The organism is Halobiforma nitratireducens JCM 10879 (genome assembly GCF_000337895.1).
In the GTDB taxonomy this organism is placed as follows: domain Archaea; phylum Halobacteriota; class Halobacteria; order Halobacteriales; family Natrialbaceae; genus Natronobacterium; species Natronobacterium nitratireducens.
In genome coordinates this window covers 14,491-30,229 of record NZ_AOMA01000005.1, presented here as the reverse complement: position 1 = coordinate 30,229, position 15,739 = coordinate 14,491, and the positions used below count along the sequence as shown (strand labels likewise).

Below are 15,739 nucleotides of genomic sequence, written 5' to 3'. Positions count from 1 at the left end.
GAGATGTGTATAAGAGACAGGCCTGGGTGAGCGCCTCACGGTCGCGGACGAACCCGGCGTTCGAGACCAGGTGGCTCCCCTGAACGTCGCGGTTGGCGATCGCTTCCGCGAGGACATCCAGCGTCTCCGGGGACATCGACGGCGACTCGACCTGCTCTAGAGTGTCGTGGTTCGCGAAGGGATAGAGGTAAGCGGCCGCAGTGAGGTCCGCAGGGGTAGTGTCGCGTTTGAAATCCAGAGTCTCCGCGCGGATGCCATAGAGCAAGGCAGTGGCGACCTCCTCGGAGACGTTCATATCGAACTCCTGGATGTACTTCGTCATAATCGTCGACGTCGAGGACATGTTCGGTCGGATGTCGACGAACTCGGGTTCGTACCCCTCGTCGGGCTCGTGGTGGTCGATGAGAACGTCGACCTCGAGATCCATCGCTTCGGTCGTCGCGTGGTCGACGAGCGTGACCGTATCGTAGAGGGAGAACTCCTCGATCTCGCCCCACTGGACGAGATCGATCCCGAGTAGATTGACGAACGCCCGGTTCTCTTGGTGTCCCACGTCCCCGAGATAGATGATATCCGACTCGACACCAAGGTGGTCCGCGATCGCCTGCATCGCCGCCGCCGAAGCGATCGAGTCCGGGTCCGGACTATCCTTCGTGACGATCGCCAGCCGTTCGCTGGTCTCCTCGAGCAGATCGGCGAGCTTACCGGCGTTGTACTCGAGTTCGCCGGACTCGAGGGCACGCAGGGCGGACTCGGCGATCACCGAGGAGGGATTGATGACGATGTCGGCACCGAGCTCCTCGAGTTCGTCGCCGGAGACGGGATCGCTCGCGCGCGCGACGACGAATTGGCCGCCGTTTCGCTCCCGGATGTGTTCGACGGCCTGCTTGTTCGATTCGACGTCCGACGCCAGAATCAGGACCACGTCCCGTTCAGCCACGAGGTCGGCAGCCTCGGGTTCGCGGATATCGGCCGTACGAGCGTCCAAGTCCTGATCACGCAGCGATTCCACGCGGCTCTCGTCGCGGTCGATGATGTGGACGTCCTTTCCTTGTTCGACCAACTCCTCGGCGACGGCGTAGCCGACGCTCCCACAGCCTAAGATAGCGTAGTCAGAGATCGACGAAATCGTAACCCCCGTACTCATTGAGCGTGTGGTCGGACCGACCGCACTTAACGCTCCCGAAGATTGGTACGTTTTGCGACGCGTATCGCTCGACGGTGTCCCACACTGAACGAAACGTCGTCCGCGAGCGCGTGAGCTTCACTGTCACGACGCTCACCAAGGGAAACGTATTTTAACGACCGACGAAAAGTCGGAGGCACAGGGCCGGTAGCTCAGTCCGGCAGAGCGTCTGACTCTTAATCAGACGGTCGCGTGTTCAAATCGCGCCCGGCCCGCTTTTGCGACGAACATTTTCGTGAGGAGCAAAGCGGCCAGAGCGATTTGGACTAGACGAGTCGCAGCCCGCGCAACGAAGTGAGCAGGAACGTCTCGGCGTAGTTCATAATCGTGCCCGGCCCTCGTTCCGTGCTCGCATTGGAGTCCGAGGGAGTCGGAGGTCGGGAATGTGATTGTGAACTCGAGGTCGCGGTAGGAACAGCCCAAACCCCGCCGTACCACTACCGACCCAGTGTCGAATATATTAACAGTAGCAAGGACAAGAGGTAGCTATGTCTGATATCGTTACGTACGACCCCGAGGAGAGAGTGGTTTATTTCACGGGAAAAGACGAACCGAAGGAGATTCACCGAGGTGTTTCCGCTGCCGAGTTCGAGGAAATAGAGAAGATCGAATCGTACTCCCACGATTGTATGGCGACAACCGATCGACTTCTCCACATACTCGGGAAAGGCTCGATATTCGGCGCGGAAGCAAGAGAAGATCTACAGTCATTAAAGAGGGACGTGATCGAACTCTACACGGAGTTTCCATCCTACAAATCGGTTGTCGAGGAGTCGGAATTCGAGCGAGTACGTGGATACGATGGGGTAATCTACAAGGTTAAACGGCCGCTGGAAAACGTCTTCGAGTGTATCGGGATCGTCGCGGACCTAATAACCAACGGTCAGCTGATAAAACGATACTATCTCGATGGACACGATCCGTACCACATCCAACATTTAATCATAAACATCTGTGCCGCACTGGAGCATCTAGGAATCGTTGCCGTCAATCGTCTCGTTCCCGAAAAGGGGGGAATCGACGCGTCCGATCCCCAGTATAACGTGACAAAGGTTTACGAGCGCATTCTCGAGGAAGGACTCCACGAGCCGATAAGCGATGACGAGGACCTCCTCGACGATGTCAGTGTGTCGGAGGTCGAACGGCTGAAACAAATGCGTGATCTTATTGCACACAAGTCACTCTCTCAGAATATTCCCTCTCGAGAGATTCCGGACGGGCTGAAAGAACAGGCGTACCTTTACGACGGGTCCGATGCGGAGGAACTGACACTAATAGCATTGAAACTTCAGATGGTCGCACTGGTTGTCCTCACGAACTACGTTTATGACCACGTCAAAACGGGTATCGAACCGTACGTAGCCGCAATTTATCAAGGGAAAGAGAAGAACCCGAACGCAGCGGGGGAGTAGTCGATCAGTTTCGGTCCTCGGTGTTCGGTACGTCACGCAACGACCGAAATACCACCCTAACTGCTTCTTTGCGTCGTCACGATACAAACAGGTGTCTCTCGAGAGACCTCTCGGACGAGTACATGTTCGATAGTCGGAGTCGGGAACGTTTTCTGCTCCGATCGAGAGCTGATCCTCTTTCGACGGCAAGCGAGTCGACGGTCACGTGCTGGGGTGACTCGAGTCCGCAAGCAGGAACGCCAGTAGCCAGTCCGAAGAAACCATGCCGAGAGATGTGTGACCGACGGGACGATAGGACTATGACACTCGTACAAATACCAGATTAGTATTTAAATATGAATATAAATATATTTTCAATTGATGTTATTCGCCCGAACCAGAGTCAATCGGAGAGAGGCAATGTGGGCGTCGAAATCGATGGAAAGAGAACCGGCCGGATCAGTAGCACCGGATTCCAGTTCACTGAGTCTGATACTAGAGATGAGCGTGAGTATCGGCTTTCTCTCGAGATTCGATCGATATGGCCACGTTCCGAACTCCAGAGAACATGATTCTTCTGTCACTATCTTCTAATGGTCAGGTTTGAATGGCTACGGTCTGGTCCCCTGCCCAGCCGAAAGCGTCCACTCTCGTCGACCGATCCGGTCAACCCGACGACTTTAGTCGTGGCGGCTCCCAGAAGAGGGTAAACGATGCCACCGGATTCTTCTCCCGGCGACGAGGCCCTCGATACCTCGGTTCACGGACCCGAGTTGTCTATTCTGGTAGTCGGTCCCCGAAATGTTCTCGAGTCCCTCACGGGAGCGGTCGAGCCGGAGATCGGACGCGTCGTCACAGCCACGTCGATCGACGGGGCGATGGCGAAGCTTCGATCGGCCGAGATCGACTGCGTCGTCAGCGAGTTGTCGTTCGGCCGCGACAGTTCGAACGTCGGCGATCCCGTGGACCGCGACGGCCTCCAGTTGCTTCGCGCCGTCCGGGAACGCGACGAAACGCTGCCGTTCGTACTGTGGACCGCCGACGGCGACGAAGCAGTCGCAAGCGAGGCGATCGCCGCCGGTGTCACGGAGTACGTTCCCCGGAGCGACGAGTCCGGGACCGGAAAGCAGCTCGTCGACCAGGTGGTGAACGCGGTCGACGACTGTCGTGGGTCCTCAAGCGAGGGATATCTCCGCAGCCTTCGCGACCTCCAACAGCAACTATCGGGCACGGAAACCATCGAAGACGGACTTCACACCGCCGTGACCGATGTCTGTGAAGTTACCGAGTGGGAGTACGGGGAGCTGTGGGTTCCGACCGCGGAGGGGGACCGGCTCGTCCACGCGAAGTCCTACGCACTCGAGGAGGCCTGGCGGGACTTCGTTCGGATCACGAAAACCACGTCGTTTCGGCCGGGGGAAGGGCTCCCCGGACGGGTCTGGGTAACCGAAGACAGCGAGTGGATCCACGACGTATCGGAGCAACCTCCCGAACGATACATCCGGACCGAGATCGCCGAACGATCCGATTTCAAAGCGGCGTACGGCGTTCCAGTCGTCGCAGACGGACGCAAAGTCGGTGTCCTCGCCTACTACGTGACCGAACCACGGTTTCCGGACGAGAAACTCCGTGCAGTGGCGGACTCCATGGCAGCGGCGCTCGGACAGCGTATCGCACTCGAGCGGCGAGGCGAAGCCGCAACCGGTGAGGTTGCGGATCGAAGCTGGGGATCGATCGTCGACTCGCTTCCGCTCGTCGCGATCGATGGCGACGACGGCGATGTCCTCGAGGTCAACGACGCGTTCGAGCAGTTCTCCGGACACGATGCCGAGGCACTCGTCGGCCGGGACCGTCGCGTCGTCTTTCCGACCCTCGAACGGGATCGGGATGGGACGCGAGCGCTGCCGACGGACACTGGTGCGAACGCGGTGACGGAGTTTGCGGATGGCGTGCCGATTCGGGTAAGTACCGCAGAGGGTGATCGACTCCCGGTCTCGATCGTAACGACGAGTGTCAGTCACGACGGAACGAGCGGCGGAACGAGCGATGGAGCGACGACGATATACTGCGCCATCGCCGACGCCTCCGACCGCTACCGGTATCGGAGAGCGTTCGACCGCCTCGCGGACGCAGCGGCGGATTTCCGGCGTGCAGAGACAAAGAGCCGAATCGACCGAACAGTTCTCGAGACCGCGACGGACCTCCTCGAACCCGCGGGTGTGGCGCTGTACGTCCACGACGAAGACGATGGGGAGTTGACCCCCCGCGCCGTCTCGGACGGGCTCGCGATTCGGGCCGATCAGCTCCCGTCGGTTTCGCCAGGCAGCCACGGCTTGTGGCGGTGTTTCGCCGAGCAGCGAGCGATCCAAACCGCGGACAGCGATCGGATGACGCGTCTCTTTCCGGACGAGAGTTCGGTTCGGGCACAGCTGTTGGTCCCGATCGGCGAATACGGAGTCCTCGTTGCAGGGGCGGCCGATCCGGGAGGTCTGAGAGCCGACGACGAACCCGTACTCACCGTCCTGTGTGGACTCGCGGCGGCTGCAGTGAAACGACTCGACGACCGGGAGACGATCTCGCAGCTCCGTGCGAATCTCCGTGGCCAGCGCCGGGCACGGACTCGAGCCGACCAGCTCGTCGATGCCCTCCGATCGGTAGCTACGGTGTCGGCAGCAGGGTCCCGCGAAGAGATACAGCGTGTAACGTGCGACACGCTGCTCGAGATCGATGGCTTCGACGGCGTCTGGATCGGCGACCCGATCCGCGAGACTGAGACGGCAACCGGCGTCGGCGTCGGTTCCAGCGGCGTCGAGCCGGTCGCACATGCGGGCGTCACCGAATCTACTCTCGAGTCGTTTGCGACCCAGCTGGGCCCGTCGGGGGAGGACACCGATCCGGCGACCGACGCTCTCGCGGACGGAACTGCAGTCGTCGAATCGTCGCTCGCGACAGCCCCCCGCGAGGCCGAGTGGCGACGGCGATCGTTGCTACAGGGCTACCAGGCGGTCTGTAGCGTCCCAATTCGACACGAACAGGTCAGCTATGGCACGCTCACGGTGCTTAGCACCGGTCCGGATCGGTTCGACGAGCGAACCGCCGCGATCCTGGAGGAACTCGGATCGGTGCTGGGCTACGCCTACGCGAGTCTCGACGTTCGGGAGGCGTTGCGCGAGAGCAGTTCGGAAGGACAGGAGTGGCATCAGAACCGTAGACTCAGACTCGAGATCGACGGCGTTACCGACGCCATGACGGACCTTTCCTCCCGACTCGAGGCGGACCTACACCTCGTCCGGAGCGTTCCGCGAGACGGTAACGGACAGCTCCACTACGTCGTGATCGATGGCTGTGAGGCCGACGTAGCGATGTCGGAGGCAGCGGTCGTGACGGCGATAGACGACGTACGGATCGTCGCGGACGGAAAGTCGCCGCTTCTGGAGGTTACGGTCGTCGACGAGGACGTACCCGGGACGGTGGCCGCCCTCGGCGCGGTCGTTCAATCGACGGTCGTCTCCCGGTCGGCGTACCGGCTCGACGTTTCCCTCCCGCACCGACTCGACAGAGAACCGTTCGTCGCTCGCCTCGAGAAGCGATATCCTGAAGCGGAGATTGGAGCGTACGACGGGGATTGGCCGGCGTTTGATCTCGGGAAACTGCTTCTCGAGGATCGTCTGAGCGCGCGCCAGCGAGACGTATTGGAAGCGGCGTATCACGCCGGGTTCTTCGAGCAGCCTCGAAAGAGTACGGGGAAAGAAATCGCCGAAGCGCTCGGAATCTCCCAGCCGGCGTTTTCGAAGCAGTTGCGGGCCATTCAGCGACGCCTGCTCGAGCCGGTGGGGCCCGATATCGCCGAGTTCGATGGCGAGCGAGTTGCCGAGAACTGATCTCGTTCTGCCGTTTCAGTGGACCCGGAGATTGCTGGTCTCTCGTTGTCGGATTTCGGCAGTGAGTGGTATAATACGCAGGCGATCTTAAAATGAATATATAGAAGTATAAGAGAGAAGTTTATATCCTGTTTTGGGCAGTATATTTACTTATCGAGGAGTACAGTTCACGTTCTAATCTTGGGTCAGACTGCAGTTCATAAACCGCTTCTACTCCTTCAAAGTAGGAATACGGAATAACGGATCGACCAATGGTTACGGGAACGCGTCGATTCACTCTAACATATAGCAGATTTATAAACATAGTTTAGAAAGTTTATGTTGTCTGAGAACCAGTTATTTCGGTGCAAGATCAGCAGATCGTCGGTCACCGTTCCGCCGTGGTATTCGCCCCGACTCGAGCACTGTTTCCGAGACTACGCACAAGTCTCCAGTTCCCGTAGGCGACTGCATATTCGACTGTTCGAGACTCCATTACGAGTGTACGCCTGTAATCTATTGAGTGTCACTGGAGTAACCGCGATTCGAAGACGACGAACGCTCCACCGTAATCTGATAACTGAGTCGGTGGCTATGCGAATTCTGATTCGGCTTATAGACGAAACCAGATATGAATATTCGCCGAGAGTCCCTGTCGAACTCGAGTGAGTCGTTGATATCCAGAGAAGACCGGTCTGAGACCGACATATTCGGCTCCGATACTTAAGAGAAGATGATAGAGCGTCGTTCGACCACGAAACTGACGAGACAAATATAAAGGCCCCGTTATTGGAGGGAAATCTCGCTCGACTCCCCAGGGCCTGGGAATTCGCAGGCCCGGTTTAACTACCGAACGTCCAGATGAGGGTGTATGACCGACAGCCAGCCAACTCGTTACCGGTGTGGACAGCGGTCGCCGAACGGAACTGCGACGCTCTCCGGTGAGCGTCAGACGGAGGTGGTTCGATGAGCGGAGACGCAAAGCCGAACGATGACAGTGCTGCTGGCAGCGACGGTGGGCTCGATCTCACGCGACGTGAGCTCGGTGCTGCCGCAGCCGGTATCGCCGGCGCGTCCGGTCTCGGGCTCCTCGGGTATCGCCGCCTCGGACAGGAGACGGCCGGGGATGCCGAAGACGGGCCGATGAACCCGTTCGAGGAGTACCCGAACGACGACTGGGACGAAAAGTACCGGGAGGTGTGGGACCGCGACGACTCCTTCATTCTCACGTGTACGCCCAACGACACGCACAACTGCTACCTCGAGGGCTCCGTGAAAAACGGGGAGATAACCCGGCTCGGCCCGTCGATGAACTACGGCGAGGCCGAAGGGCTGAACGGTGAGGAAGCGACGAAACGCTGGGACCCACGCGTTTGTAACAAGGGACTGGCGATGATCGAGCGGTTCTACAGCGACCAGCGCGTCAAGGCCCCGATGGTCCGCGAGGGCTTCAAACAGTGGGTCGAAGACGGCTTCCCCCGCGAAGACGACGGCTCGATGCCCCAGGAGTACGCGAACCGGGGCGAAGACAGCTGGGAAGAGGTCGACTTCGACGAAGCCTACGAACTCGCCGCCCGTACGATCCTCGAGATCGCCGAGCACTACAACGGTGACGATGGCGTCCAGGACCTCCTCGAGCAGGATTACGACGAGCGCGTCGTCGAGGAGACCGACGGCATCGGCACCCAGACCCTGAAGTTCCGCGGTGGTATGCCGCTGCTGGGGATGATCCGGCTGATGGGCATGTACCGCGTCGCGAATCAGATGGCGCTGGTCGACGAGCACGTTCGCGATGTCGATCCCGACGAGGCCGTCGGTGGCGTCGGCCTCGACAACTACTCGTGGCACACCGACCTGCCGCCGGGCCACACCATGGTCACCGGCCAGCAGACGATCGACTTCGACCTGGTGAACGTCGAGTACGCCGACCACGTCGTACTCTCGGGAATCAACTGGCTGACGACGAAGATGGCCGACTCCCACTGGCTGACCGAGGCCAGGCTGAAAGGGACGAAGATCACCGGCGTCTTCACGGACTACAACGCCACGGCCTCGAAGTGTGACGAACTGGTCGTTCTCCGACCCGGGACCGACTCGGCGTTGTTCCTCGGCGCTGCGAAGATCATCATGGAGGAAGAGCAGTACGACGAGGACTACGTCCGCCGGAATACCGACCTGCCGATGCTCGTCCGCATGGACGAGAAGAAACTGCTCCGTGCGAGCGATGTCATCGAGGGCTACGAGCCAGAGAACCTCGAGAAGACGCAGGTGGTCGGCGACGACGACGAACGACCGCCTGAGGGGACGCCGGACATCTGGGACCAGATCCTTACCGAAGACCTGCGCACCGACTGGGGCGACTTCGTCGTCCACGACGGCGACACCGACGAGTTCGAGCCGGTCACGCGCGACGAAATCGGCGACGACTTCGACATCCCCGCTACCCTCGAGGGGAGCTTCGAGATCGAAACGGTAGATGGCGAGACCGTCGAGGTTCGTCCGGTTTTCGACCTGGTCAAGCAACACCTGATCGACACCTGGGACGCTGAGAGCGTCGCGGAGGTCACCGGCTCCTCGCCCGAGGCCGTGGAGAACCTCGCGGCCGACTTCGCGGACAACCAGGAGGAGACGCTCATCCTTACCGGGATGGGGCCGAACCACTACACTAACCAGGATCAGAAAGACCGCGCCGCCTTCCTGCTGGCCTCGTTGACCAAGAACATCGGTCAGCACGCCGGTAACATCGGCAGTTACGCGGGTAACTACCGCGGCGCGTACTTCAACGGTCGTGATCAGTGGATCTACGAGGACCCGTTCGACCCCGAACTCGATCCCGACTCCGACGCCGACATCCGAAACACCCAGACGGCCCAGTCGGCCCACTGGTACTCCCACGGCGACCGTCCGCTGAAGATCGAAGGCGAGTACCACATGGGCGACTCGCACATGCCGACACCGACGAAGCTGCTGTGGGTGTCGGGTTCCAACTCGATCCTCGGCAACGCGAAAGGGTCCTACGATATCATCGAGAACATGCTTCGCAACGGCCGGATCGAGGCGTTCTTCACCAGCGAGTGGTGGTGGACGGGGACCTGCGAGTACTCCGACATCGTCTTCCCGGTCGACTCGTGGGCTGAACACCACCAGAACGACATCACGGCGGCGGTGACGAACCCGTTCGTGATGGCGATGCCCGCGACGGAGATGGACCGCATCTACGACACCCGCAACGACGCGGAGATATACGCGGGCGTCGCCGAGAAGCTCGGTGAACTCCTCGACGACGATCGGTTCGAAGACTACTGGGCCTTTATCGACGAGGAGCACGAGGCCCGGCCGTACCTCCAGCGGATCATCGACTATTCGAACACCGTCAAGGGGTACGACATCGACGAGATGCTCGAGGAAGCCGAAGACGGCATTCCGAAGATCATCCAGAGCCGCACGTACCCGAAGAAGGTCGGTTCCGAGCAGGCACTCGACGACCGACCGTGGTACACCAAGACTGGTCGCCTCGAGTTCTTCCGCGAGGAGGACATGTTCGCCGAGGCCGGTGAGAACATCCCGCTCCATCGGGAGCCGATGGACGGAACGTTCTACGAGCCAAACGCCATCGTCTCGGGAGACGATCACCCGATGATCGACCCCGAGACGCCGGAATCCCTCGGGGTGGACGACCGCCGAGACGGTGACGCACGGCAAGTCCGCAACCCGATCTACACGCCCGACGAGCTTACCGACACCGAGCATCCGCTCAAGGAACTCGACGAGGGGTACGACTACAGCTACATGACGCCGAAGTACCGCCACGGCACCCACACCTTCGCGAACTCCCTGCCGAACATCGCGGTCTGGTGGGGTCCCTTCGGTGACATGGAACGCCACGACGAGCGGAGCCCCTACTACGGCGAGGGCTACATCGAGATGAACCCCGAGGATATGGAAGAAGAGGGCTTCAAGGACGGCGACTACGTGTGGGTCGACGCCGACCCCGAAGACCGACCCTACCGTGGTGCCGACTCGGAGGACGAAGACAACTACGCCCGTGCGAAGATGCGCGTGCGGAGCCAGCCTGCGATGCCCAAAGGCGTCACGCGCAGCTGGATGAACCTGAACGGTGCCTCACACAAGACCTACGAAGCCCACGAGGACGACGAAAGCGACGGCATGGCGGTCAACGAAGAGACCGACTACCCGTCGCTGTACCGACAGGGGAGCCACCAGAGTGCGACCCGAACCTGGTTCCGGCCGACCCTGCTGACCGACGACATGGCGCGGAAAGACTACGGCGGGCAGAACGTCGGTACCGGGTTCATGCCCGACGTCCACTCCGCCAACGGCGCGCCGAAGGAGGCATTCGTCAAAGTCGAAAAGGCCGAGGACGCGGCCCACGAGGACGACGAGGACCGGTGGATGCCCGACCGGAAAGGGCTGCGACCGAGCAACGAGGACGATCGCATGAACGAATACCTGAGCGGCGGCTTCGTGAGCGAATCCGACGACTAACTACGAGGAGATCAACAATGGCGCAAGTTTACAACTGGCAGCTCGGACGAGAGATGGACTTCCCCTACGCCGAATCCCGACCGGAACGGCAGTGGGGTGCAGTGTTCGACATCAACAAGTGTATCGCGTGCCAGACGTGTACGCTGTCGTGTAAGACGACCTGGACCCACGGCGAGGGCCAGGAGCACATGTTCTGGAACAACGTCGAGACCAAGCCCTACGGCTCTCACCCCGTCGGCTGGGACGTCGAGATCCTCGAGCGACTCGACTTCCAGGAGTGGGGCAAGGAAAACGGCGAGTACGTCTACAAGGGCGATACGGTCTTCGAGACCAACGACGTCGACTGGGAAGAAGACGTTCTCGTCGACGACGATCCACAGAACTTCCACGGTGAAGACATCGAGGGGTACCGCCCCGACGACGAGGACTGGGCCTACCCCAACCTCGGCGAAGACGAACCCGCGGGTGAGGACATCGAGGCCGACACCCACATCGAGCAGGACCCACACCCGATGTGGTTCTTCTATCTCCCGCGAATCTGCAACCACTGTACGTTCGCGGCCTGTGCCGGCGGGTGTCCCGTCCAGGCCGTCTACAAGCGCTCGGACGACGGTATCGTCCTCATCGACGAGGACAGTTGCGAGGCCCTCCAGGAGTGTGTCCGGGCCTGTCCGTACGGCAAGTCCGTCTACAACCCAGCCGAGAACGTCTCGCAGAAGTGTGTCGGCTGCTACCCCAAGATCGAGGAAGGGATGGTTCCACAGTGTTTCGAGAACTGTCTGGGGAAGATCCGCCAGCACGGCTGGATCAACCCGCCGGAGGAAGCCGATCCGTCCAACCCGATCGACTTCCTCGTCCACGAGAAGGAAGTCGCCCTGCCGCTGTACCCCCAGCTTGGCCTCGAGCCCAACGTCTACTACGTCCCGCCGATCAACGTCCCGACCGACTACCTCTACCAGATGTTCGGGCCGGGCGTCGAGGACGCGATCGAGACCTACCGGGAAGCCATGAACGGCTCCGAGGAGCACCGGGACCTGCGCGGCCTGCTTCACCTGATGGGGTCGACCGAGTGGCGCATCGAGGAGTTCGAGGTCACCGACGAAGAAGCGATCGGCTACGACGGCAGCGGCTCGACAGTCGCTCGCGTCCCGATGGAGGAACCGCAGTACGAACGCGACGTGTACGACGCACAGAACGACGTCTACCGACTCGACGTCACGTAACTACCGCTGTGTCCCTGCCGACCAACACCCACGGTGATACCCATGGAAACGAAAACGACTCCGGAACGAAACGTCCACCGCGCCCGCCTGTACAAGCTCGCATCGCTCGCCTTCGACCGCCCCGCCGAGGAGCTGACGACGGCACTCCGTGAAGGCGAGTTCCAGCAACAGCTACTCGAGTCGGCACGGGCTCTCGCGGACGATACACTGATCGAGCACGCCGACGCGGTCGCCGACCACAGCCCTACCGACGAGACGGCCGTCGAGGAGCTGTCGGAGACCTACGCGAGCCTGTTCGGCTTCGAGAACGGTGGCGAAGTCTCCCAGTATCAGATCGAGTATAGCACCGGTACGATCCTGACGAGTACCGACACGATCGCCGATCTCTCGGGGTTCTACGGCGCGTTCAACCTCGAGAAACGCGACGGCTACCGGGAGCGCTCGGATCACCTCTGTCTCGAGCTCGAGTTCCTCTCTCATCTGGCCCTGCAGACGGCCTACCTGCAACGGGAGGGCGACGAGAAGGGGATCGAGATTCTCGAGAACGCCCAGGAGGACTTCCTCGAAGACCATCTCGGCCGGTGGGTTCCGCGGTTCCGCGAGGCTGTCGACGAGAACGCGGACGTACCGTTCTACCGGGAGCTCGCCGGTCTCGTGGACGCGCTGGTAGCAGACGACGCCGACCGGTTCGGTGCCGAACCGGAGGTGTTCCCGGAGACACCGCCGTCGCCCACCGAAAAGTTCCTCGGCGGCGACGAGGACGAGGACTTCCGGTGTAACGGCTGCGGGATCGACGACATGCCGGGCCAGAACCCGTCGTTCTCGACCGGCCCGCAGTAGCCGAAGAACTGACGATTCGATTTCCGTCTCGCTCTCGACTGCGGCGACGTCGTTTCCGTTCGATTTTCGCGATCGGTGTCCGACCGAACTCCGTTCACGTTCGCTGTTTCTCGCGTGTCGGGCAATTGGTGGTCGGTGGTCGAACCGGTCGGTGGTAGGTGATAAGTGGTCGGTAGTAGGTGTTCCCAGCACGTGGGAAGGACCGACGACTGAAAACCGCTCCCGCCAGTAGTGGTCCGATATGAGCGACTGGAGCGACAGGACCGAAGACGAAATCAGAGCCAGCGTCGTCGATCAGATCCGTGAGGTACAGATTCCGGGCGGTGATCCGATCAGCGAGGAGTTGATCGAAAACATCGCCGTCTCCGACGGGCGCGTCACGCTGACGGTGGTGTTCGACCGGCTCGATATGGCCCTGGCCGACCGGGTGACCGCCCAACTACGCGGTGCTGGCCTGGCGACGGCGGGCGTCGACAGCGTGCGAATCGAAGCTGCAAACGCAGGCGCACCGGAATCCGGCGTTCCCATAACTGGGGCCGACACCGTGCTCACGGTCGCCAGCGCGAAAGGTGGGGTCGGCAAGTCGACGATCACCGCAGCGCTGGCACGAGCCCTCGAGCAGGCCGGCAGGGACGTCGCCGTCTTCGATGCCAACGTCCACTCTCCGGACGTCGCCGGCCTGCTCGGCGCTGAGGGACCGGTACGCCAGACCCCGTCCGGACGGCCGGACCCGATCGACGTCGACGGGATCGAAGTGTTGAGTGTCGAACTCATCGCCGACGACGGCCCGGTCGCCTGGCGCGGAGCGATGGTTCACGAGGTCGTGAAGGATCTGCTCGGTGACGCCGCCTGGACCGACCGCGATGTCTTGCTGGTCGATCTCCCGCCGGGAATCGGCGATGCGGTGTACACGATCGTTCAGCAGGCACCGCTCGACGGCACGTTGCTGGTCAGTACGCCGACCGACGAAAGTGCCCGCGCGACTGAACGAACCAGTGCACTGTTCGAGGCCAACGACGTGCCGATCGTCGGCGTGGTTCCGAACATGGTCGGCGACGACGGCCCGTACCCCGAACACGGCGACGGCAGCGACCTCGCGGAAGCGATCAGCGAAGACGTGTACGAGACGATCGATCCCGTGCCGTTCGACCCGGCACTGCGCGAGCCGCTGGAACGAGACTTCGAGACGCTGGAGACCGACGGCGAAGCAGGAATCGCCTCGCTTCGCGAGGTCGTCGCTTCGTTCGTCGAGAAGCACGGCGACCCCGACGTGCCCTCGAACGCGATCGACGTCCGCGGCCTTCCCCCGACGACCGGCCACCGAGAAACGCTCGCCGAGCTCGAGCCGAGCGCCGACGAATCGGTCGCGGTAGTGACCCACAACGAGCCGGACGAACTCGTCGAAGCCGTCGAGACCGGTCTCGAGCGCGAGGAACACGGTGTGAGGGCAACGACGTCCGATCTGGGGCGAAAAGGCTGGCTGGTCGAACTCGAGACGGAACGGGCAGCGTAGTGTGGACATCGCAAGGACAGGGCCGTCCCGCCACGAACGAGGGTGGTCCCGTCCGGACCAGGGACACGATTCGGAGGCGTCCGCTGTAGGTGTGGAGATTTGCGATAGATACCGCTTCAGATAGTAGATACTAGAACCGACACATAATATTCTATTGATTTCTATCTTATTGTTGCAGACTGTCGCTCGAGAAGTACCATACGGTAGCTCTGAGTGCCAAAAGACGTATTTTACGTCCAGTTTCTCGTCTAGACTGCCACCGTTGTGGACAGGGCGATATCAATCCGAGGTGACTACCAAATAGCGTCTTTCTACCTTTTCAGGGCGTCTGAGACAGTATAGGTTGGCAGGAGGATCGAGAGGTGCGAATATGACTTTTTTAGTATATTTTTGAGTAATGATATGATAAGATACCCTTATTCTGAACGTGAAGCTACCCAGCCCATCGACGAACCGCGCTCGTTTTTTCGATGCGGTACGAACGACGGACGTGACTCCACCGTCGACTCCGAACTCGAGGTCGGACCGGCCCGCACGCTCGCCTCGAGTCGTCTGTCTGGCCGGACCGAGCGACTCGGGAAAGACGACCCTCGTTGAGGAGCTGGTACCGCGTCTCGCCGATCGAGGTGATCGCGTCGCGACCGTCAAATCGATCCACCACGACATCGAGATCGACACACCCGGGGCGGATACACACCGCCACCGCACCGCCGGTGCGGAAACGGTCGTCGGCATCACTCCCGAGCTGACCTTCGACGTGACCGCTCGAGGGAAACGGGAGCCGCCGGCAGTGCCGACGGGTTCGGACGGCAGCGAGTGGCTCGACACTGCAGAATCCGCGGACGACGGCCCGCGAGCCCAGCGGGAGCGTCGCGCCCTCGCGAGCACACTCGCCCGCCTCGAGCGCCGGGGCTACGACGTGGTTCTGGTCGAGGGGTTTTCTGCCGTGGCGCTTCCGACGATTCTCGTCGGCGACCGGGAACCGTCCGAGGTCGGCGGACCGATCGTCGGCCACGCCGACGACGACCTCGAGGCTCTCGTCGACGAGATTCGTACACTCGAGGGCGTTTCGTTCCGGGGTGGAGACGACGGTTCCGGCGAACCGGATCGCGAGTAACCAGCCGAGCGACTCGTTTGCCGAGAGCGAAGGTGACGCAACGGCTGCCGGTTTCGGCCATCGGTACGGGACCGGTTCTACGGCCGACCCGAAACCGCTAAAA

At 61.1% G+C, this 15,739-nt stretch carries 7 protein-coding genes and 1 tRNA gene; all 8 read left to right on the top strand.

The features are described from left to right. Nucleotides 1-1,327: 1,327 nt before the first annotated feature. Nucleotides 1,328-1,401, top strand: a tRNA-Lys gene (locus tag C446_RS00825). 273 nt (nt 1,402-1,674) lie between these two features. Further along, entirely contained in the window at nt 1,675-2,598 is a 924-nt protein-coding gene (locus tag C446_RS00820; RefSeq protein ID WP_006671142.1) for a hypothetical protein, read from the top strand. Between the two features lie 692 nt (nt 2,599-3,290). After that, nucleotides 3,291-6,458 (top strand): GAF domain-containing protein, encoded by a 3,168-nt coding sequence (locus C446_RS00815; RefSeq protein ID WP_006671141.1) that lies wholly within the window; start codon nt 3,291-3,293, stop codon nt 6,456-6,458. 945 nt (nt 6,459-7,403) lie between these two features. After that, the gene (locus tag C446_RS00810; RefSeq protein WP_006671140.1) at nt 7,404-10,943 is read left to right on the top strand and encodes a molybdopterin-dependent oxidoreductase; all 3,540 of its coding nucleotides are present in this window, start codon (nt 7,404-7,406) and stop codon (nt 10,941-10,943) included. A 17-nt stretch (nt 10,944-10,960) separates the two neighbouring features. Continuing rightward, nucleotides 10,961-12,166 (top strand): 4Fe-4S dicluster domain-containing protein, encoded by a 1,206-nt coding sequence (locus C446_RS00805; RefSeq protein WP_006671139.1) that lies wholly within the window; start codon nt 10,961-10,963, stop codon nt 12,164-12,166. 42 nt (nt 12,167-12,208) lie between these two features. Further along, on the top strand, nt 12,209-13,006 hold the full coding sequence (locus tag C446_RS00800) for a TorD/DmsD family molecular chaperone (protein ID WP_006671138.1): 798 nt from the start codon (nt 12,209-12,211) through the stop codon (nt 13,004-13,006). 241 nt (nt 13,007-13,247) lie between these two features. After that, the gene (locus tag C446_RS00795; RefSeq protein WP_006671137.1) at nt 13,248-14,519 is read left to right on the top strand and encodes a P-loop NTPase; all 1,272 of its coding nucleotides are present in this window, start codon (nt 13,248-13,250) and stop codon (nt 14,517-14,519) included. Between the two features lie 490 nt (nt 14,520-15,009). Further along, nucleotides 15,010-15,636 (top strand): molybdopterin-guanine dinucleotide biosynthesis protein B, encoded by a 627-nt coding sequence (gene mobB / locus C446_RS00790; protein ID WP_006671136.1) that lies wholly within the window; start codon nt 15,010-15,012, stop codon nt 15,634-15,636. Nucleotides 15,637-15,739: the final 103 nt, after the last annotated feature.

Coding starts and splice junctions, on each gene's coding strand:
- C446_RS00820 (WP_006671142.1), top strand. CDS start 1,675: ATGTCTGATATCGTTACGTACGACCCCGAGGAGAGAGTGGTTTATTTC.
- C446_RS00815 (WP_006671141.1), top strand. CDS start 3,291: ATGCCACCGGATTCTTCTCCCGGCGACGAGGCCCTCGATACCTCGGTT.
- C446_RS00810 (WP_006671140.1), top strand. CDS start 7,404: ATGAGCGGAGACGCAAAGCCGAACGATGACAGTGCTGCTGGCAGCGAC.
- C446_RS00805 (WP_006671139.1), top strand. CDS start 10,961: ATGGCGCAAGTTTACAACTGGCAGCTCGGACGAGAGATGGACTTCCCC.
- C446_RS00800 (WP_006671138.1), top strand. CDS start 12,209: ATGGAAACGAAAACGACTCCGGAACGAAACGTCCACCGCGCCCGCCTG.
- C446_RS00795 (WP_006671137.1), top strand. CDS start 13,248: ATGAGCGACTGGAGCGACAGGACCGAAGACGAAATCAGAGCCAGCGTC.